Source organism: Lysinimonas soli, assembly GCF_042655435.1.
GTDB classification, from domain to species: Bacteria; Actinomycetota; Actinomycetes; order Actinomycetales; family Microbacteriaceae; genus Lysinimonas; species Lysinimonas soli.
On sequence record NZ_JBHSMG010000002.1, the window covers coordinates 148513 to 167653 of the forward strand.

Consider the following 19141-nt stretch of genomic DNA (forward strand, 5'->3'; position numbering starts at 1 on the left):
CTACCCTAGCCCGGCGCTTCCGACCGAATCTCGGAGGGTCGCCACAACCTCTGCGGCCGCCTGTAGGAGTTTCTCCACAGATTCCTCTTCGCCGATCGAGATCCGGATGCCCTCCGGAGCGAACACCCGGGCGACGATCCCGTGCTCCTCGAATACCTCGGCGGCGGCGGCCGTCGCCTCGCCCGTGACGAGCCAGACGAAGTTGCCCTGCGGCTCCGGGATGCGCCACCCCTGGGCGGCGAGGCCGTCGCGCACGGCGGTTCGGCGCTCGACCAGCGTCTCGACCTGCTCGAGCAGTTGCGCTTCGGCATCCAGGGCGGCGATCGCCGCGCGCTGGGCGGGCTCGGTGACCGACAGCGCGATCATGCTCGCGCGCGCGGCATCCAGGATGTACGACGGTCCGACCGCGTAGCCGACGCGGAGCCCTGCGAGTCCGTAGGCCTTCGAGAAGGTGCGCAGCACGACGAGGTTGGGGTAGGCCTCCAACAGGGGGATGCCCTCGACGGCGTGCGGGTCGGTGACGAACTCGCGGTAGGCCTCGTCGAGGATCACGAGCACCGTTTCGGGGACCTTCGTCATGAAGGCCTCGAACTCGGTGCCGGTCACGATCGTGCTCGTGGGGTTGTTGGGTGTGCAGACGACCACGGCACGGGTGCGCTCGGTGATCGCCGCCGCCATCGCGTCGAGGTCGTGGCGTCCGTCCGGCAGGTTCGGCACGGTCACGCTCGTGGCTCCCGACACCGTGACGATGCCGGGGTAGGCCTCGAACGACCGCCAGGCGTAGAGCACTTCGTCGCCCGCACCGGCCGCAGCCTGCACGAGCTGATGCAGGATCGAGACCGAGCCCGCGCCGACATGCACCTCGTCGATGGTGACGCCGATGCGCTCGGCGAGCCGGACCCGCAGAGCCGTCGCTGCGCCATCCGGGTAGCGATTGACCTGGGCGGCGGCGATGGCCTCGAGCACGGCGGGAAGCGGCGGGAACGGGCTCTCGTTCGATGACAGCTTGAACGCGTCTGCCGCCGCCGGGCGCCCCTGCCGGTAGGGAGCGAGCGAGGCGATCTCGGGGCGGAGGATCACAGCCATGCCGACCAGCTTAGGTGCGCGATCGGCCGCCCCCGCTGTCGCGTGCGCCGCCGCCCCACACGACCCGCGGCACGACCCCCGGCTCCTGCCCGACTCGAAACGGGGCTCCTCAGCGGGCGCGGGCTCCTGCCACAATGGAGCCATGGGACGACTCGTGCTCCGTCTGATCATCAACGCCGTGGCGCTCTGGCTCACCACCCTGATCCTCGCCACGCACGTGACGGTGGTGCCGTTCGCCCCGCGCGGAACGCTCGAGACGATCCTGACCTACCTGCTGGTCGCCCTGATCTTCGGCATCGTCAACGGGATCATCGGCAGCATCATCCGGATCGTCGCCCTGCCGCTCTACATCCTCACGCTCGGCCTCATCTCGCTCGTGGTCAACGGCCTGCTGCTGCTGCTGGTCGCCTGGATCAGCGGTCTCATCGGCTTCGGCCTGTCGGTCGAGAACTTCGGCTGGGGCATCCTGGGCGCGCTCCTGCTCGGGGTCATCGCCTGGTTGATCGGGGTCGTGCTGCGCCCGTTCACCGGACCGCAGTCCTAGCGCCGCCGCTCACCTCCCGCGACCCCCGGCCGCCGAGGCGGGGGCGGGTGTCTGCTGCGTCTCCACCGTGTCGGCCACGCGCTCGCCGTGGTAGGTGGTGACGGTCACGGCAGCCCCCGGCTGTCGCAGGTAGTCGGCGGTGAAGGAGTCGAGCGCCGCGTTCTGCTCGCGCACCGCCGAGGACGTCGCGGCATCGACGGCCAGCGCGGTCGCGCGGTACGCGTCGCGCTGATGGGCGGGCGCGGCCTGAGAGGCCGGGAGGGCGGCACCCTCGTCGAAGGCCCGGCGCTCCACCTGCAGCACGTGGTGGTCGAGCTGGGGCCCGGCGAGCATCGGAACGAAGTCGTCGCTGTTGCGGATGGCCATCCCGTCGAGCCCCGCCGGCAGTTCGATGTTGCCGGCGGGCGCCCCGAAGGTCTCGATGCCCGCGGCGTTCCACTCACCGGACCCCGCCAGCATCGTGGCCACCAGCCCGCCCTGGGAGAACCCGACGAACTGCACCTGGTCGTCGGCCGTCACGCCCGCGTCGTGCATGGCAAGCTCGGTGGCCCGGAACGACCCGACCTCGAGGCCGCCGACTCCGCCCACGTTGCTGGTGAGATCCCACGGCTCGTCGCCGGCGGCCGGCGAGAAGGTCTCGGTCGGGCCGACGTAGACCACGAAGCGGTTCGGCTGGCCGGGTGCCTCGTACTTCTCGATGCGCACCTGGTCGCCCTCGGGCACGCGGTCGAGCCGCCCGGCCGCCCCCACCGGTGCACTCCCGTCCGGTGCGTCGATCCGCGCCGTCGAGACGCGCTGCACGGTCACCGGCGTCTCTCGGAATGTCCCGAGCAGCGGCCCGACCGCGAGCAGTCCGCGCGCGCTCGTGCGCACCCCGGTGACACCGCCGACGCCGAGCAACAGCGCCACGGGCGCCGGGATGCCGAGCGCGCTCGACGTCGCCTCGTCGAGACCCGAGACGAACAGCCGCACCTTCTCGACGAAGGCGGGGCCCGTGATCAGGCCGGGGTGGTCGAGGAAGAAGCGGCGGATGGCCGCGGCCCGCCCGCCGCCCGGATCGGGTGCCTTGCTGGCCAGGTACGCCGAGAACGCGAGCAGGGCGATCCCCGGCAGCATCGTGCGCACGAGGGGACCGAGCTCGGCGCCCAGCATCGCGGCCGCGAGATCGGCTCGATCCCTCGCGCGGCGCTCGGCGTCGTCGTAGGCCTGGATGGCACATCGCAACGCGTTGACGAGCCGCTCGCTCACGCCCCCCGCCTGTCGCACCTGCGTGATCGACCGCGTCAGTTCCGACTCGCTGCGGCGAGCGGATGGCGGGGCCGTCGGGACGGTCGACCAGGTCGTACCGCTCTGCACGAGACTCAGTGCCGCGGCGGCCGCCCTCAACTCGTGCTGGAGCGCCGTCAGCCGATCCAGGTGGGCGTGCATTCCGTCGGTGGCCACCATCGTGGTGCCTGCGGGGGTCACGAGCAGCGGACCGCCCGGGTCGACGCCCGGTGGCGACACGTCGACATGAGCACCGCCGTCGAACCCGATCACCGCTCCACACCCAGCTCGGCGAGCGCCGCGCGTGTGCAGCGCTGCGCGGCGTCGAGCGCCTCGTCGGCCTCCGACAGCAGGGAGCGCAATCGGGCCTCGAGCCGCTCGCACGCCTGCGCGGCTTCACCCCGCCAGTCGTCGTGATCGAGCCGCGGGGGATGCGCGGCCGCGGCGGCGAGCAGCCGGGCCACGGGCGCCAGCCCGCCCTGCTGCCGCTCGAGCGCGGCTCGAAGCGCCCCGGGATCCATCGTGGGCACGGCGACCCTCCCTTCGCGATCGGGTTGCCAGGCTGCCGCACGGGGTCGGCGCGCAGGCGGGCGGACGCGGCATCCGCGAAGTCCGAGCGCAAATGCCGACTGTGGAGGAGTCGCCGGCGCGGGACAATGGGGCATGAGCTTCGATCAGGCCGCTGCCGAACCGTCGCTCTTCCGCATCTGCTTCGTGTGCACGGGCAACATCTGCCGTTCCCCGATGGCCGAGGCGATCTTCCGCCAGCTCATCGCGCGCGGGGGCTACGCCCAGCGGGTCGGCGTCAGTTCGGCTGCGACCGGCGACTGGCACGTCGGCGAGCCGGCCGATCCGCGCACCGTCGCCGCACTCGGCGCGCGCGGCTACGACGCGACGCGGCACCGTGCACGCCAGTTCGACCCGGAGTGGTTCGGCGAGCTCGACCTCATCATCGCCTTCGACCGCGGTCAGGAGCGCACACTGCGCGAGTGGGCGCAGAGCGATCAGGAGCGCGCCAAGGTGCAGTTGCTGTTGACGTTCGAACCCGACGGATCGGGCACGATGGACGTACCGGATCCGTACTATTCGGATGCGGCCCTCTTCGACAGCGTCCTCGCCACGATCGAACGCGCGAGCATCGCGCTCTTCCACCAGCTCGAACCCGGAATCCGACAGGGAGTCTCATGAGTCCGCTTCCCCCGCAGCCGATCAGTCCGCTCGACGGGCGGTATCGCGGCGCCGTGCAGGGTCTCGGCGAGCACCTCTCCGAGGCCGGCCTCAATCGTGCCCGCGTGCACATCGAGGTCGAGTGGCTCATCGCCCTCACGGAACACCGGCTTTTCGGCGCGACCCCGCTCGAGGCCGAGCAGGCCCGCGCGCTGCGCCAGTTCGCGGCCGACTTCGGTCAGCCCGAGATCGACGAGCTCGCGGCGCTCGAGGCGACGACCCGCCACGACGTGAAGGCGGTCGAGTACCTGGTGCGCCGACGGCTCGCCGCGCTCGGACTGAACGAGATCGCCGAGCTCACCCATTTCGCCTGCACGAGCGAAGACATCAACAACCTGGCCTACGCGGTGACGGTGCGCGCCGCCGTGCATGAGGTGTGGCTGCCTCGGCTGCGCGACGTGCTCGGCGCCCTGCGGCGCTTCGCGGTCGAGCAGCGGACCACCCCGATGCTCGCCCACACGCACGGGCAGCCCGCCACGCCCACGACCGTCGGCAAGGAGTTCGCGGTCTTCGTCGCCCGGCTCGAGCGCGTCGTCGCCCGGATCGAGGGCGTCGCCGTGCTGGGCAAGTTCAGCGGTGCCACCGGCACCTTCGCCGCACACGTCGCGGCCGATCCCGCCGCCGACTGGCCCGCCATCTCGCGCGAGTTCGTCACCTCGCTCGGCCTCGACTGGAATCCGCTCACGACCCAGATCGAGTCGCACGACTGGCAGGCGGAGCTCTTCTCGGCGATCAGCCACCTCAATCGCATCCTGCACAACCTCTGCACCGACATCTGGACCTACATCTCGATGGGCTACATCAGCCAGATCCCGCAGGAGGGCGCCACCGGCTCCTCGACGATGCCGCACAAGATCAACCCGATCCGGTTCGAGAACGCCGAGGCCAACCTCGAACTGTCGTCCGCCCTGCTCGACTCGCTCGCCGCGACCCTCGTGACCAGCCGGCTGCAGCGCGACCTGACCGACTCGACGACGCAGCGCAACATCGGCGTCGCGCTCGGACACTCGCTGCTCGCCCTCGACAACCTGGCGCGCGGACTCGACGAGATCGCGATCGCCCCTGCCGCACTCGCGGCCGATCTCGACGCCAACTGGGAGGTGCTCGGCGAGGCGATCCAGACCGTGATCCGGGCCGAGGTGACCGCGGGTCGCAGTTCGATCGCCGACCCCTACGCGTTGCTCAAGGAGCTGACCCGGGGGCACCGGGTCGGCGCCGAGGAGCTGCGGGCCTTCGTACACGGGCTCGACATCGGCGAGGCGGCCAAGACCCGGCTGCTCGCCCTCACGCCGGGCGGCTACACCGGTCTCGCGGCCGAACTGGTCGATCTGCTGCCGGAGTAGCGCCGTGCCCGCCTAGGGCGAGCAGCGCGACGGTCCATCGCCGTCCTGGCGAACCAGGATGTCGCGGCTAATGCCCGCGCCGGGCCTCTGGTCCGGCATCCGGATCGTGCTGTTCGTCCTCCGGCGGAGCCGGCGATGCCGCGAGGACGAGCATCGCGAGCACCACGAGGCTGACGATGAAGACGACGCCGAAGAAGATCGCGGCGAGAATCCACTCCCGGGTGGCGAGGCCGACCACGAGTCCCGAGAAGACCCCGAAGACGGCCGCGAGCACGATCAGCTCCACCGGGCGGGTGCGGTCGCGTCGATTCGGCGTGGCCTGCTTGTCGTTCACGCGGTCTCCTCCTGATTCGAGTTGCGCGGTCCCCGCGCCGACACCGCCCCGATCCCGAGCAGAACGCCCGTGACGATCGCCCAGGCGCCGAAGATCCCGACCAGCACGACCGAGGCGGTCAGGGTGCCGGTGACCTTCTCGATCCCCCCGAGGCTCTGGCGGTAGTCCGGGGGCACGACGAGGAAGGCGATGCCGAGCGCAAGCGTCAGCACGCCGAGGATCATCGCGTCCCGGGCCGACGCGAGCCGGCCCCTGGCCCGGATGCCGCCGACCAGTTCGAGGGCGCCGGTGATGATCGCCCACGCGCTCACCACCCAGACGAAGAAGTAGGCGCCCCCCGTCGGCACCGCGAGAGCGGCGACCCCGGCGAGCACCGTGACGATGCCCTGCGCGAGCAGGGGACTACGGCTGCGGCGCTCGCTGCGCCCGCCCACCGAGCCCGCGAGCAGCACAGCCCCGGCCACCACGGCGTAGAGCCCGAAGGCGATCAGACCGAAGGCCGCGGAATGCGCCGCGGTGAAGGTGATCGCGAGCCCCACGACGAGAGCCGCGGCGGCCCGCAGGGCCGGCACCACCCATGCCGCGAGTCCGCCCCCGGCGACGACGGCGGGCGCCGCGGGCGTGCCCCGACCAGCTGACACGGCGAACTCACTTTCTGAAGGGATGACCGTGCCGAGTCTACGGGCGCCGGCTGGGTACGGCTCGTGCCGGAGGCGGACCGCCCCGTGGACGCGCCTCCTCGTGTCGGTGCGCGTCGGCGCGCTAGATGCGAGGCATGTCGCTGAACCGCGAGTACATGCCGCTGAACGAGACGCCGATGGTGTCCTGCCGGCCGTTGCGGTGCTTGGCCACGATCAGGTCGGCCTCGCCGGCGCGCGGGCTCTCGCGCTCGTAGGCGTCTTCGCGGTGCAGCAGGATCACGATGTCGGCGTCCTGCTCGAGCGAGCCCGATTCGCGCAGGTCCGACAGGGCGGGCTTCTTGTCGGAGCGCTGCTCCGGCCCGCGGTTGAGCTGCGAGAGGGCGATGACCGGAACGCGCAGCTCCTTCGCGAGCAGCTTGAGCGCACGCGAGAACTCGCTGACCTCCTGCTGGCGGGATTCGACCTTCTTGCCCGAGGTCATCAGCTGCAGGTAGTCGATGACGACCATCTTGAGCCCGACCCGCTGGCTGAGCCTGCGGCACTTCGCGCGAATCTCGACCAACGTCATGTTGGGGCTGTCGTCGATGTAGAGCGGCGCGTCGGCGATCTGGCCCCGCACCTGTGCGAGCTTGTCCCAGTCGCGCTGGTCCATGGCCCCCTTGCGGAGGGTGTGCATGGGGATGGATGCCTCCGCCGCGAGCAGACGCATGGCGATCTCGCTTCGCCCCATTTCGAGCGAGAAGAAGATCGTGGGCATGGCGTGCTTGATCGTGGCCGCCCGCGCGAAGTCGAGGGCGAGGGTCGACTTGCCCAGGCCGGGTCGCGCCGCGACGATGATCAGCTGGCCGCCGTGGAGTCCGTTGGTGAGCTCGTCGAGCTCGGCGAAGCCGGTCGGAACCCCGGCCATCTCGCCTTCGCGACCCCGGGCCTTCTCGATCTCGTCGACGGCCGTGTCGATCGCCTCGACGAGCGGGACGTAGTCTTCGGCCTCGACCCCGCCGGTGACCCCGTAGATCTCGGCCTGCGCGTTGTTGACGAGGTCGACGACCTCGCCCTCGCTCGCGTACCCCATCTGCACGATGCGGGTGCCGGCCTCGACCAGGCGCCGCAGCACCGCCTTCTCGGCGACGATCGACGCGTAGTAGCCCGCGTTGGCGGCGGTGGGTACGAGCCCGGTCAGCGTGTGCAGATACTCCGCGCCCCCGGCGCGCTGGAGCTGACCGCTCTTGGTCAGCTCGTCGGTGACCGCGATGACGTCGGTCGGCTCCCCGTGCGAGTAGAGGTTGAGCACCGCCTCGAAGACGACCTCGTGCTTCGGGATGTAGAAGTCGACCCCGCGGACCGTCTCGACGACATCCGCCACGGCGTCCTTGCTCAGGAGCATGCCGCCGATCGCGCTCTGCTCCGCCAGCAGATCGTGCGGTGGGGTGCGCTCGCCCTGCCAGCCATCGCCGGCGGCTCGCTGATCACCGGCGAGACCCAGATGGGCGATGGACACGGGGAGACCTCCTGCGGCTCAGGCTACGCGTCGAGAATGGCAGCGACCGACGACACCCCGGTTCGTCGCTGCGTGGACTCCGGCAGATGCCGGGGACGCTGCGCCAGGTTAGGGACGACGCGGCCGGAGCGCCAGCCGACCCTGTGGACAAACCTGTTGGCAACGCGGGCGAAACGCCGGGATCAGTGTGAAGAAGGTGTGGATAGTTGTGTGCGAAACTCGCCAGTTTGAGAGATTATCCAGCCCCCGACCAGGCATTTTCTTGTAAACACTCTGTGTGTAGAAACATGTTTAGAGTGGCACTTGAACGTTGAGGGATTCCCGACTCACCTGTGGACGAATCGCCGTCGCGGCCTTGACATCCTGGGCACGCACGAGTAGCGGCGCCCCGGTTTCGGGACGCCGCTACAGGGGAGGAGACGCCTACTTGGCGGCGACGACCTCGAGGGTGATCGCGGCCACGACGTCGGTGCGCAGACGCACCGTCGCCTCGTGGCGACCGGTGCCCTTGATGGGCGCGGACAGCTCGATGTTGTGCTTGTCGATCGTGCCGATCCCGGCCTTCTCGACGGCATCCGCGATGTCGCCGGGCTTGACCGAACCGAACAGGCGACCCTCGCGACCGGCCTTGACGGTCAGCTTGACGGTCGACGACTCGAGCTTCGCCTTGAGCGCCTGGGCCTCTTCGAGCGTGGCGAGCTCGCGAGCCGCACGAGCGGACTTGATCTGCTCGATCTGCTTCTCGCCGCCCTTGCTCCACTGCACGGCGAAGCCCTGCGGGATGAGGAAGTTGCGGGCGTAGCCGTTCTTGACGTCGACGACGTCACCCGCGGAGCCGAGGCCGGTGACCTCGGAGGTGAGGATGAGCTTGGACATGTCGTCTACCGTCCCGAACCCGCGTAGGGGAGGAGGGCCATCTCGCGCGCGTTCTTGACGGCGCGGGCGATGAGCCGCTGCTCCTGCACCGAGACTCCGGTGATGCGACGGGCGCGGATCTTTCCCCGCTCCGAGATGAACTTGCGAAGCGTGGCGACATCCTTGTAATCGATGATGCCGACGCGCACCGACTTCGCGGGGGCGGCGTTCTTGCCGCCCTTCACGTTCGTGCGCTTGCGACGGTCTCCGCCGCCGCTGCTGCTCTTACCTGCCATGATCTGTTCCTTTGAAAGTCAGACGCTCTGAGGATGCCGGGCCGAAGCCGGGAGGCATCCGATCAGAACGGGGTCTCGTCGTTGTAGTTGCCCGGGGTGTTCCAGACGTCGTCGCCGCCCGCGGCCGGCGCGCTGGCCGCCCACGGCTCGTCGGCGACGGCGCTCTGCGGGCGTGCGCCGCCCGAGGAGGAGGAACCGCCGGCTGCCCGGGTGACCTGAGCGGTCGCGTAGCGCAGGCTCGGACCGATCTCGTCGATCTCGAGCTCGATGCTGGTGCGCTTCTCGCCTTCCTTCGTCTCGTAGCTGCGCTGCTTGAGGCGCCCGGTCGCGACGACCCGGCTCCCCTTCGTCAGCGAGCCGGCGACGTGCTCGGCGAACTCGCGCCAGCAGGAGGCGCGGAGGAAGAGCGCCTCGCCGTCCTTCCAGTCGTTCGCAGCACGGTCGAAGGTGCGAGGGGTCGACGCGATCGTGAAGTTCGCGACGGCCAGTCCGCCCTGCGTGTAGCGCAGCTCGGGATCCGCGGTGAGGTTGCCCACCACCGTGATGATCGTCTCGCCGGCCATGGGCTACTCGCCCTCGGTAGCCGCGGTCTCGGCGACGACAGCCGCCTCGGCCTTGGGGGCCTCCGCCTTGGGGGCCTCGGCCTTCGGAGCCTTGGGCGCTTCGGCAACGGCCTCGACCTTGGCGGCGACCGGGGTCTTCGCGGGGGCCTTGGCAGCGGCGGCGGCCTTGCGGGCGGCGCGCTTCTCGTCGTCGGCGCGAACCGAGATCGCCCGAGCCGCAGCCTCTTCGGCGCGGAGCACCTTGGTGCGCAGCACGGCCTCGCTGAGCTTCAGCTGGCGATCGAGCTCGACGGTGGCATCCGAGGTCGCGGTGAAGTTGACGACGGCGTAGATGCCCTCGGTCTTCTTCTGGATCTCGTAGGCCAGCCGACGACGTCCCCAGATGTCGACGTTGTCGATCGTGCCGCCATCGTTGCGGATGACGTTGAGGAACTTGTCCAGGCTGGGGGCGACGGTACGCTCATCGATCTCTGGATCGAGGATGACCATCAATTCATACTGGTGCGTCACAAACCCACCTCCTCTGGTCTAGAACGGCTGCAGACGATCTGCAGCAGGAGGGTATTGACACGGCCTGCCCGATGCGAATCGGGAGGGCAACCTGTCGAGTATAGGTCAGCCGCGCGTGCTCCACCAGCTGCGCAGTCTCGCCTCGGCCTCCTCGGCGCCGAGCGGTCCCTGCTCGAGGCGCTCCTCGAGCAGGAACCGATACGCCTCGCCGACGTCGCGGCCCGGCCCGATCCCGAGGATCCGCATGATCTGCTCGCCGTCGAGGTCGGGGCGGATCGCCGCGAGCTCCTCCTCCTCGGTGAGGGTCGCGATCCGTTCTTCGAGGTCGTCGTAGGCGAAGGCCAGCTGGTCGGCCTTGCGCCGGTTGCGAGTGGTGACGTCGGCCCGCGACAGGATGTGCAGCTGCTCGAGCAGGGGGCCGGCATCGCGCACATAGCGGCGGACGGCGGAGTCGGTCCAGGCGCCGTCCGCGTACCCGAAGAACCGCAGGTGCAGCCGGATCAGTTCGGCGACGGCCTTCACGGTGTCGTTGTCGAAGCGCAGGGCGCGCAGCCGCTTGGCGGCGAGCTTGGCCCCCAGCACGTCGTGGTGGTGGAAGCTGACGGCCCCGCCCGGCTCGATGACCCGGGTCGCCGGTTTGCCGATGTCGTGCAGCAGTACCGCGAGCCGGAGCACGAGATCGGGCTCATGACCGCGCGACTTCTCGAGCTCGATGGCCCGGTCGAGGGCGATCAGGCTGTGCTCGTAGACGTCCTTGTGCCGCGCGTGCTCGTCGATCTCGAGGCGCAGGGCCGGGATCTCGGGCAGCACGACCTGGGCGACCCCGCTGTCGACCAGCAGTCGGATGCCGGCGACCGGGTCGGCGGCCAGCATGAGCTTGGCCAGTTCGGCCCCGATCCGCTCGGCCGAGACGATCGCAAGGCGATCCGCCATTCCCTGGGCCGCGGCGAGCGCGTCGGACCGGAGCGCGAAGCCGAGCTGGGCGCTGAAGCGGGCGGCGCGCAGCATCCGGAGCGGATCGTCGCCGAACGACACCTCCGGCGCGCTCGGCGTGCGCAGGGTACGGGCGAGCAGGTCGTCCACCCCGCCGGTCGGATCGATCAGTCGCGGCTCGGGGTGCTCGCCGTCGGGCAGCCGGAGCGCCATGGCGTTGATCGTGAAGTCGCGACGGACCAGATCGTCGTCGAGGCTGTCGCCGAACATGACCTCCGGCTTGCGCGAGGAACCGTCGTAGGCGTCGCTGCGGTAGGTCGTGATCTCGAGGGTGTGGCCGCCGAAACGGGTGCCGATGGTGCCGAAGTCACGACCGATCTCCCAGACCGCATCGGCCGACGGCTCGACGATGGCCAGGATCTGCTCGGGGCGGGCGTCGGTCGTCAGGTCGAGGTCGGAGACGGGCCGGCCGAGGAACGCGTCGCGCACCGGACCCCCGACGAGGGCCAGTTCGTGGCCGGCCGCGGCGAAGGCCGCGGCGAGCTGGACGAGTTCGGGGATCGCGGCCAACCGGTTCAGCCGATCGACGGCGTCCGCCACGCTCTCCATGGCACCCAGGATGACACAGGCGCTCCGGCAGTCCGCGCGGAGCGGCGACACCACACCGGAGCCACAGATCCGGCGGTCTAAACTCGGGGGCATGTCGGCCGAGCGGAACACGGGCATCCCGCCGTGCCGGTGACCCTGCCGAGGCTCTCGCTTCGAGGGGGCGCGGCCCTCCTGCTCGCGCTGGGGATCGTGGCCGGTCCGGCCCTCGCCGCGAGCGGGGCCTCGACTTCGCCCGTCGCGCGCACCGCGGTCGCGGCGGCGGGGACTCCCGTGTCCTTCACGCTGCTCGTTCCGCTCACCGTCCGCCCGACAGCGACGGGGCTCATCGACGCCACGACCCTCGCGACGTACACCGCTCCGCTCGGGATGCTGACCCGGCAGCTGGACGCCGTGATCGGCACGCCCGCGGTCATCGGCGTCGATCCGATGATCATCGCCTCGATCCGGGTGCTGGGCACCGACGCCCCCGCGTCGGCGCTCGACTGGCTCGCGCGGCTCCAGGGTCTGAACAACGAGGTCTTCGCCCTCGCCTACTCCGACGCCGACCTCGCCAGCCTGGCCCGCGTCGACGCCCTGAATCTGCGGGATCCGATCGGCTTCGACACCGTCATCGACCCGAGCCACTTCGGGCCGGCCGCGACCGCGAGCCCCACGCCGACCGCGGCCGCGACCGGAACCCCGAGCCCCAGCCCGTCGCCCACGGCGGGCAACGGGTCGGCCAAGCCGGCGCTTCCGACCAGCACGGACGAGGTGCTCGACTGGGCGTACACGCTCCAGCACATCGCCTGGCCCGCCGACGACACCCTGGTCTCCGGCGACCTGTCCGATCTCGGTGCGGCGGGCTACAAGCAGGTGGTGCTCACTTCGACCAACCTCTCGGCCACGGATTCCGGGCTCGTCGACCTCGGCAGCGTGCAAGGCGTCGTCGCGGATGCGGGCGTCACCTCGCTCGTGCGCGAAGCCGTGTCCTCGAGCGATCCGGCGACACTCCAGGATGCCCTCGGCCGTCTGAACTCGGCCCTGGGCGGCATGGAGGCGGTCTCCCCCGGACGCACGATCGTCGCGACCCTCGACCGCCACTGGCCGCTCGGCTCCCTCAATCTGAGCGGCCTGTTCGCCGATCTCGGCGGGCAGGCCTCGGTGCGCACCGTCGGCCTGAGCGCGGTGTTGGCGGGCGCCCATCCGGATGCCCGGCTCACCGACGAGCCCGGCGATGCGGCTCGCACGGCTTCGCTGCGCTCGATCCTCGCCGCCACCGCCCAGGAGGACAGTTTCGCCACCGTCGCCGACACCCCCACCGCGATCACGGAGCCCCGCCGACTGCAGCTGTTGTCGCTGCTGGCCGTGTCGTGGCTGCGGGGAACCGACGACTGGGCGACCCAGGCGAACGACTACCTCACCGCATCCGTGAAGCTGCGCTCGTCGGTGCAGATCGTGGGCGGAAGCGACCTCTTCGTCGGGGCCGGCAGCACCAACATCCCCGTGACGGTGAGCAACGCGCTGTCGGTGCCGGTCACCGTGCTGGTGAACGTCAGTTCGCCGAGCTCCGTCTTGCAGGTGCAGAAGCAGAACGTCGCCCTCAAGATCGAGCCGGGGTCGTCCAACAAGGCGGCGATCCCCGTGCAGGCTCTCACCAACGGCACCGTGACGACCTCCGTCACGATCACCTCGGCCTCGGGCGTTCCCATCGGCACCCCCGACTCCGTCCGGGTCGACCTGCAGCCCGGGTGGGAGAGCGTCGGAACGACCGTCATCATCGTCCTGCTGGTCCTGATCTTCGGAGGGGGGATCGCGCGCAACGTCGTCAAGCGGCGCGCGGCGCGGCGCGCTGACGCCCCGGTCGAGCGCTCCGCCGAGGCCGAGGCCGACCGTGACTGACCCGCTCGGCCCGCCGGCCGCTCGTCCCGTGGCGAAGGGCCGAGCTTCCGGCGCGCTTCGCGGTGGCCTGGGCCGTGCCAGCGCCGCTCTCGCCTCGGGCACCCTCGTCTCGCGCGCGCTCGGCTTCATCAGCGCCGCCGTGCTCGCCTGGACGATCGGCCAGACCGGTCAGGGCGCCAACGCCTTCGCGATCGCCAACCAGCTGCCGAACAACATCTACGCGATCATCGCGGGCGGATTGCTCAGTGCCGTGCTGGTTCCCCAGATCGTGCGCGCCGCCCATGACGACGACGGTGGTCAGCGCTTCGTCAACCGGCTCGTGACCCTCGGGGTCGTCGCGTTCCTCGTGATCGCCCTGCTCGCGACGTTGTGCGCGCCGCTGCTCGTGCAGCTGTACACCTTCTCGAGCGGCGGCGCCCTCAGCCCGCAGGGCATCGCGCTCGCGGTGGCGTTCGCCTATTGGTGTCTTCCGCAGGTCTTCTTCTACGCGCTGTACAGCCTGCTCGGCGAGGTGCTGAACGCCCGGGGCGTCTTCGGCCCCTTCACCTGGGCGCCGGTGCTGAACAACGTGGTCGCGATCGCCGGACTCGTCGTCTTCACCGTGCTGTTCGGGGTCAACTCCGCCACCGACGACCCCGCGAGCTGGGACGCGGCCCGGATCTCGCTGCTCGCCGGGTCGGCGACCCTCGGGGTGGCGGCGCAGGCCCTCATCCTGCTGGTGTTCTGGCGGCGCACCGGGCTCGGCTTCCATCCTGATTTCCATTGGCGCGGCGTCGGCCTGGGCGCCACGGGGCGCGCCGCCGGATGGACGTTCGGCATGATCCTCATCACGCAGATGGCCGGCGTCGTGCAGGGCAACGTGGCTCTGAACGCGGGAGCCGCCGACGCCTCGGTTGCGGTGCTGCGCACCGCCTGGCTGGTCTTCATGTTGCCGCACTCGATCATCGCCGTCTCGATCGCGACCCCGTATTTCACCCGGATGAGCGGCCACGCCCGCGACGGCGACCTCGGCGCGGTGCGGTCCGACCTCTCGTCCTCGCTGCGCACGATTCTGCTGCTGGTGACGGGATCCGCGGTCGCCCTGGTCGCCGCGGCGCTGCCCTTCGCGGCGTTCTTCGCTCGAAATGGGCGCGAGGTCCTCCCGATCGGTGTCGTTCTGCTCGCCTTCCTCGTGGGACTCGTGCCGTTCAGTGCGCTCTTCCTCGTGCAGCGCACTTTCTACGCGCTCGGCGACACCCGCACCCCGTTCTTCGTGCAACTCGTGCAGTCGGGACTCTTCGTCGCCGGTGCCCTGCTGACTCTCTTGCTGCCGCCCGACGCCGTCGCGGCCGGAATCGCGATCGTGACCACGATCGCCGGAACCGTGCAGGCCCTGCTTGCGGCGTATCTGCTCCGGCGTCGCCTCGGCGCACTCGACGGCCGTCGCGTGCTCCGCCGCATCGCCGTCTACCTGCTCGCCGCGGTCCCGGCGCTGGCCGCCGGACTCGCCGTGCTGTTCGCCCTGGGCGGGCTCGCGCCCATCGGACTCGGCGCAAGCGGGTTCGCGCTGGCGGGCAGACCACAGGAGTTCCTGTCGGTCGTCATCGTCGGCGGCGTGACCGCGGTGGTGTACCTGGGGGTGCTCGGACTCACCAGAATCCCCGAACTGGGCGAGCTCGTCACGCCCGCCCTACGGATGCTCCGGCGCCGCTCCTGACCGGGAATGAGCGCCACCTACACTGTGTTGTACTGCCTGTCGAGCCATATGAAGGAGTGCTGACGACATGCGTCAAGTGATCATCGTAGGGTCCGGCCCGGCGGGGTACACGGCCGCCATCTACGCCGCGCGCGCGAACCTGCGTCCCCTCGTCATCGCGAGTTCGGTCGAGTTCGGCGGCGAGTTGATGAAGACCACGGAGGTCGACAACTTCCCCGGCTTCCCCGAGGGGATCATGGGCCCCGATCTCATGGACAAGATGCAGCGACAGGCCGAGCGCTTCGGTGCCGAGCTGGTCTACGACGACGTCGTGAAGCTCGAACTCGACGGTGACGTCAAGCGAGTGCATCTGGGCAATGGCGAGGTGCACGAGGCGCTCTCGATCATCTACGCCACCGGGTCCGCCTATCGCAAGCTCGGTCTCGACGACGAGACTCGGCTCTCGGGCTACGGCGTCTCGTGGTGCGCCACCTGCGACGGGGCCTTCTTCAAGAAGAAGAAGGTCGCCGTGATCGGCGGCGGCGACTCCGCGCTCGAAGAGGCGACCTTCCTCACCCGGTTCGCCGACACCGTCTACCTCGTGCACCGTCGAGACCACCTGCGCGCCTCGGCCGTCATGCAGGATCGCGCGTTCGCCGATCCGAAGATCGAGATCCTCTGGAACAAAGAGGTCGCGCACGTCTACGGCGACGAGAAGGTGGCCGGAATCGGCCTGCTCGACACCGAGACGGGTGCCGAGACGACGCTCGACGTCAGCGGCATGTTCGTGGCGATCGGCTCCGACCCGCGCACTCATCTGGTGCACGGGCAGCTCGACCTGGCGCCCGAGGGCACCATCGCGGTCGACGGCCGCAGCTCGCGTACCAGCATCCGCGGGGTGTTCGCCGCGGGTGACGTGGTCGACCCGACGTACAAGCAGGCCATCACGGCGGCCGGCTCCGGCACCGTGGCGGCTCTCGACGCCGAGAGGTACCTCGCCGAGCTGCCGCACGAACTGCTGGCACTCGCCCAGGAGTCCGAGACGGCCGCGGCCGTCGTCGCCTGAGGATGCCACCCGGCATCCCGGGAATGACCCAGCCGCGACCGCGGTTGCCCCTCACAGATTCCCCACCACCCGGGTTCGATGAAAGAAGGAACTAGATGTCCACTGCGAAGGATGTGACCGACGCCACGTTCCAGAGCGAGGTGCTCAATTCCGAGAAGACGATCATGGTCGACTTCTGGGCTGAATGGTGCGGTCCCTGTCGTGCGGTGGGGCCCATCCTCGACCAGATCGCGGCCGAGCACTCCGACAAGCTCTCGATCGTGAAGCTCAACGTCGACGACAACCCCGAGACGGCGATGAAGTACGGCATCACCTCGATCCCCGCGATGAAGGTGTACCGCGGCGGCGAGGTCGTCAAGACCGTGATCGGCGCGAAGCCGAAGCCGGCCCTCGAGGCCGACCTGGCCGAGTTCCTGGCCTGATCCAATCCGAGATTGCTGGCCCTCTCCCCCCGCCGGGGAGGGGGCCTTCGGTTTTCTGCGGATACCCTTGACTGCATTCCGACGAAACGGACCGGCATGGACAAGGCACAGGGCAACAATCTCGACCCGTGGTACTCGCATTACGCCGAGCGCACCGCGGGACTCAGCGCGTCCGAGGTTCGAGCTCTCTTCGCCGTCGCCAGCAGGCCCGAGGTGGTCTCGCTCGCCGGCGGCATGCCGTTCGTCTCCGCCCTTCCGCAGGAGTTGGTGCTGACCGCGGTCGAGCGCACGGTGCGCGACCACGGCGCCGTCGCGCTGCAGTACGGATCGGGCCAAGGCTCCCCGCGTCTGCGCGAGCAGATCCTCGAGGTGATGGCTCTCGAGGGCATTCACGCCGGCGTCGACGACGTCGTCGTCACGACCGGGTCGCAGCACGCGCTCGAGCTGGTGTCGAAGCTGTTCCTCGACCCCGGCGACGTCGTGATCGCCGAGGGGCCGAGCTACGTCACGGCGCTCGTGGTGTTCCGCTCGTTCCAGGCCGACGTCGCCCACGTCGAGATGGACGAACTGGGCCTCGTCCCCCAGTCGCTGCGCGACACCATCGCCCGGTTGCGCGAGCAGGGGCGCACGATCAAGTTCCTCTACACGATCCCGTCGTTCCAGAATCCGATGGGCGTCACCCTCAGCTGGGAGCGCCGCATGGAGGTGCTCGAGATCGCGCGCGAGAACGACATCCTCGTGGTCGAGGACAACCCGTACGGACTGCTCTACTTCGATCAGGCACCGCCGCAGGCGATGCGGTCGGTCGACGAGGACGGCGTGATCTACCTCGGCACCTTCTCGAAGACACTCGCGCCCGGCTTGCGCGTCGGATGGGCCGTCGCGCCGCACGCCATTAGAGAAAAACTCATCTTGGCGAACGAAGCGGCCGTGCTGTCGCCGAGCTCGTTCGCGCAGACCGTCATCTCGGAGTATCTGTCGACCGCCGACTGGAAGGGCCAGATCAACACCTTCCGGGACGTCTACCGCGAGCGGCGGGATGCCATGCTCGGCGCCCTGAACGAGCAGCTTCCGACTCTGAGCTGGACGGTTCCCAATGGCGGTTTCTACATCTGGCTGACCCTTCCGAACAACATGGACTCCAAGGCGATGCTGCCGCGTGCCGTGAAGGAGCTCGTGGCCTACACGCCTGGCACGGCCTTCTTCGCCGACGGGAACGGACGCAACGCCATGCGCCTCTCGTTCTGCTATCCGAGCCCCGACTTCATCCGGGAGGGGATCCGCCGCTTGGCCATCGTGATCAACGGAGAGATGAGCCTGCTGACCGAGTTCTCGCAGACGGCGCCGCTGGCCGTGCAGCCGACCCGGCGCGAAGGCGTCCTCCCCCCGAGCGTCGGCTAGCGCATGGGACCGTCTCCCCTCCGCGTCGTGGTTCTCGCCGGCGGCATCTCACACGAGCGCGACGTCTCGCTGCGTTCCGGCCGCCGCGTCGCCGACAGCCTGCTCGAACACGGTCTGACCGTCGAACTGCGCGATCCGGATGCCGGCCTGCTGGCCGCCCTCCGCGCCGACCGTCCCGACGTGATCTGGCCCGCACTGCACGGGGCCTCCGGCGAGGACGGAGCCCTGCGCGGACTGCTCGAGTTCCTCGGCATCCCCTTCGTCGGGTCCCGCTCCGCCGGTGCGCATCTGGCCTGGGACAAGCCCGTCGCCAAGATCATCGTGGCGGGCGCCGGCGTCGCCACCCCGCGATCGATCACGCTTCCGCGCGACGCGTTTCGCGAGCTCGGCGCCGACGCCGTGTTCGAGGCGATCGCCGACGAACTGCCCGTGCCGCTCGTGGTCAAGCCTGCCCAGGGAGGCTCCGCCCAGGGCGTCACGATCGTCGACGATCGCGCCAACCTCCCCCGCGCCATGGTCGACGCCTACACCTACGGCGACGTCGCCCTCGTCGAGCAACGCATCACGGGCACCGAGATCGCGGTCGGCATCATCGACACCGGCGACGGACCCGTCGCGCTGCCCGCCGTCGAGATCGAACCCCTGTCGGGCGTCTACAGCTTCGAGGCCCGCTACAACGCCGGCGAGACCCGCTTCTACGCGCCCGCCCGCATCTCGGACGAGGTCGCGGCTGCCGCGGCGCAGGCCGCACTCGTCGCCCATCGCGCTCTGGGACTGCGCCACCTCTCGCGCGTCGACCTCATCGTCGACGGAGCCGGCACCCCCTGGTTCCTCGAGGCGAACGTGCTTCCCGGCCTCACCGAGACCTCGCTGCTCCCGCTCGCCCTCGAGGCTGCGGGCCACGACCTCGGCTGGGTGTACTCCGCGTTGGCCGACGCCGCCATCCGCGACGACTCCTGACGCCCGGCACGGCCCGGTCCCGAACGCCGCCGAT

At 70.0% G+C, this 19141-nt stretch carries 19 protein-coding genes and 1 pseudogene; 9 read left to right on the forward strand and 11 right to left on the reverse strand.

The window, feature by feature from the left end:
• Complete coding sequence (locus tag ACFPJ4_RS08275; protein WP_386739933.1) at window positions 1–1086, reverse strand: histidinol-phosphate transaminase; 1086 nt, start codon at window positions 1084–1086, stop codon at window positions 1–3.
• Between the two features lie 142 nt (window positions 1087–1228).
• Between ACFPJ4_RS08275 and ACFPJ4_RS08280 the strand changes: the two genes are divergently transcribed.
• Window positions 1229–1630 carry a phage holin family protein gene (locus ACFPJ4_RS08280; RefSeq protein WP_386739934.1) on the forward strand — a complete coding sequence of 134 codons (402 nt, stop codon included), beginning with the start codon at window positions 1229–1231 and terminating at the stop codon, window positions 1628–1630.
• Window positions 1631–1639: 9 nt separating this feature from the next.
• On the opposite strand, the gene ACFPJ4_RS08285 is transcribed toward ACFPJ4_RS08280, so the two are convergent.
• Both ACFPJ4_RS08285 and ACFPJ4_RS08290 read right to left on the reverse strand, forming a co-directional pair.
• On the reverse strand, window positions 1640–3169 hold the full coding sequence (locus ACFPJ4_RS08285; RefSeq protein ID WP_386739935.1) for a hypothetical protein: 1530 nt from the start codon (window positions 3167–3169) through the stop codon (window positions 1640–1642).
• The gene (locus ACFPJ4_RS08290) at window positions 3166–3426 is read right to left on the reverse strand and encodes a hypothetical protein (protein ID WP_386739936.1); all 261 of its coding nucleotides are present in this window, start codon (window positions 3424–3426) and stop codon (window positions 3166–3168) included. The genes ACFPJ4_RS08285 and ACFPJ4_RS08290 overlap by 4 nt, the downstream gene beginning before the upstream one ends.
• A gap of 133 nt (window positions 3427–3559) precedes the next feature.
• Here ACFPJ4_RS08290 and ACFPJ4_RS08295 point away from each other — a divergent pair, with 133 nt between their 5' ends.
• Window positions 3560–4084, forward strand: a complete 525-nt coding sequence (locus tag ACFPJ4_RS08295) for a low molecular weight protein-tyrosine-phosphatase (protein WP_386739937.1) — start codon at window positions 3560–3562, stop codon at window positions 4082–4084.
• Window positions 4081–5466 carry an adenylosuccinate lyase gene (gene purB, locus ACFPJ4_RS08300; RefSeq protein ID WP_386739938.1) on the forward strand — a complete coding sequence of 462 codons (1386 nt, stop codon included), beginning with the start codon at window positions 4081–4083 and terminating at the stop codon, window positions 5464–5466. The genes ACFPJ4_RS08295 and purB overlap by 4 nt, the downstream gene beginning before the upstream one ends.
• Before the next feature lie 67 nt (window positions 5467–5533).
• Here purB and ACFPJ4_RS08305 read toward each other — a convergent pair whose 3' ends face one another.
• The 8 genes and pseudogenes from ACFPJ4_RS08305 to ACFPJ4_RS08340 form a co-directional block, all read right to left on the reverse strand.
• Window positions 5534–5800 (reverse strand): hypothetical protein, encoded by a 267-nt coding sequence (locus tag ACFPJ4_RS08305; RefSeq protein WP_386739939.1) that lies wholly within the window; start codon window positions 5798–5800, stop codon window positions 5534–5536.
• Window positions 5797–6441 carry an HdeD family acid-resistance protein gene (locus ACFPJ4_RS08310; RefSeq protein WP_386739940.1) on the reverse strand — a complete coding sequence of 215 codons (645 nt, stop codon included), beginning with the start codon at window positions 6439–6441 and terminating at the stop codon, window positions 5797–5799. Before ACFPJ4_RS08310 ends, ACFPJ4_RS08305 begins: the two co-directional genes overlap by 4 nt.
• Window positions 6442–6562: 121 nt before the next feature.
• On the reverse strand, window positions 6563–7939 hold the full coding sequence (gene dnaB, locus ACFPJ4_RS08315; RefSeq protein ID WP_386739941.1) for a replicative DNA helicase: 1377 nt from the start codon (window positions 7937–7939) through the stop codon (window positions 6563–6565).
• A gap of 423 nt (window positions 7940–8362) precedes the next feature.
• Window positions 8363–8815, reverse strand: coding sequence for a 50S ribosomal protein L9 (rplI, locus tag ACFPJ4_RS08320; RefSeq protein ID WP_386739942.1), 453 nt, complete (start codon window positions 8813–8815; stop codon window positions 8363–8365).
• A 5-nt stretch (window positions 8816–8820) separates the two neighbouring features.
• Entirely contained in the window at window positions 8821–9090 is a 270-nt protein-coding gene (rpsR, locus tag ACFPJ4_RS08325; RefSeq protein ID WP_386739943.1) for a 30S ribosomal protein S18, read from the reverse strand.
• A 62-nt stretch (window positions 9091–9152) separates the two neighbouring features.
• Window positions 9153–9653, reverse strand: a complete 501-nt coding sequence (locus ACFPJ4_RS08330; RefSeq protein ID WP_386739944.1) for a single-stranded DNA-binding protein — start codon at window positions 9651–9653, stop codon at window positions 9153–9155.
• A gap of 144 nt (window positions 9654–9797) precedes the next feature.
• Window positions 9798–10142 (reverse strand): annotated as a pseudogene (gene rpsF / locus ACFPJ4_RS08335) (30S ribosomal protein S6); the annotation flags it as partial.
• A 126-nt stretch (window positions 10143–10268) separates the two neighbouring features.
• Complete coding sequence (locus tag ACFPJ4_RS08340) at window positions 10269–11705, reverse strand: CCA tRNA nucleotidyltransferase (protein ID WP_386739945.1); 1437 nt, start codon at window positions 11703–11705, stop codon at window positions 10269–10271.
• Between the two features lie 123 nt (window positions 11706–11828).
• On the opposite strand from ACFPJ4_RS08340, the gene ACFPJ4_RS08345 reads away from it, so the two are divergent.
• The 6 genes from ACFPJ4_RS08345 (at window position 11829) to ACFPJ4_RS08370 (ending at window position 19107) form a co-directional block, all read left to right on the forward strand.
• Entirely contained in the window at window positions 11829–13583 is a 1755-nt protein-coding gene (locus ACFPJ4_RS08345) for a DUF6049 family protein (protein ID WP_386739946.1), read from the forward strand.
• On the forward strand, window positions 13576–15279 hold the full coding sequence (gene murJ / locus ACFPJ4_RS08350) for a murein biosynthesis integral membrane protein MurJ (RefSeq protein ID WP_386739947.1): 1704 nt from the start codon (window positions 13576–13578) through the stop codon (window positions 15277–15279). The genes ACFPJ4_RS08345 and murJ overlap by 8 nt, the downstream gene beginning before the upstream one ends.
• 67 nt (window positions 15280–15346) lie before the next feature.
• Window positions 15347–16324, forward strand: coding sequence for a thioredoxin-disulfide reductase (trxB, locus tag ACFPJ4_RS08355; RefSeq protein WP_386739948.1), 978 nt, complete (start codon window positions 15347–15349; stop codon window positions 16322–16324).
• Window positions 16325–16419: 95 nt separating this feature from the next.
• On the forward strand, window positions 16420–16746 hold the full coding sequence (gene trxA / locus ACFPJ4_RS08360; protein WP_386739949.1) for a thioredoxin: 327 nt from the start codon (window positions 16420–16422) through the stop codon (window positions 16744–16746).
• A 96-nt stretch (window positions 16747–16842) separates the two neighbouring features.
• On the forward strand, window positions 16843–18147 hold the full coding sequence (locus ACFPJ4_RS08365; protein ID WP_386739950.1) for an aminotransferase-like domain-containing protein: 1305 nt from the start codon (window positions 16843–16845) through the stop codon (window positions 18145–18147).
• A gap of 3 nt (window positions 18148–18150) precedes the next feature.
• A complete protein-coding gene (locus ACFPJ4_RS08370; RefSeq protein ID WP_386739951.1) occupies window positions 18151–19107 on the forward strand; it encodes a D-alanine--D-alanine ligase family protein in 957 nt (318 codons plus the stop codon).
• The last annotated feature ends 34 nt before the right edge of the window (window positions 19108–19141 follow it).

Coding starts and splice junctions, on each gene's coding strand:
- ACFPJ4_RS08275 (WP_386739933.1), bottom strand. CDS start 1,086: ATGGCTGTGATCCTCCGCCCCGAGATCGCCTCGCTCGCTCCCTACCGG.
- ACFPJ4_RS08280 (WP_386739934.1), top strand. CDS start 1,229: ATGGGACGACTCGTGCTCCGTCTGATCATCAACGCCGTGGCGCTCTGG.
- ACFPJ4_RS08295 (WP_386739937.1), top strand. CDS start 3,560: ATGAGCTTCGATCAGGCCGCTGCCGAACCGTCGCTCTTCCGCATCTGC.
- purB (WP_386739938.1), top strand. CDS start 4,081: ATGAGTCCGCTTCCCCCGCAGCCGATCAGTCCGCTCGACGGGCGGTAT.
- rplI (WP_386739942.1), bottom strand. CDS start 8,815: ATGTCCAAGCTCATCCTCACCTCCGAGGTCACCGGCCTCGGCTCCGCG.
- rpsR (WP_386739943.1), bottom strand. CDS start 9,090: ATGGCAGGTAAGAGCAGCAGCGGCGGCGGAGACCGTCGCAAGCGCACG.
- ACFPJ4_RS08330 (WP_386739944.1), bottom strand. CDS start 9,653: ATGGCCGGCGAGACGATCATCACGGTGGTGGGCAACCTCACCGCGGAT.
- ACFPJ4_RS08340 (WP_386739945.1), bottom strand. CDS start 11,705: ATGGAGAGCGTGGCGGACGCCGTCGATCGGCTGAACCGGTTGGCCGCG.
- trxB (WP_386739948.1), top strand. CDS start 15,347: ATGCGTCAAGTGATCATCGTAGGGTCCGGCCCGGCGGGGTACACGGCC.
- trxA (WP_386739949.1), top strand. CDS start 16,420: ATGTCCACTGCGAAGGATGTGACCGACGCCACGTTCCAGAGCGAGGTG.
- ACFPJ4_RS08365 (WP_386739950.1), top strand. CDS start 16,843: ATGGACAAGGCACAGGGCAACAATCTCGACCCGTGGTACTCGCATTAC.
- ACFPJ4_RS08370 (WP_386739951.1), top strand. CDS start 18,151: ATGGGACCGTCTCCCCTCCGCGTCGTGGTTCTCGCCGGCGGCATCTCA.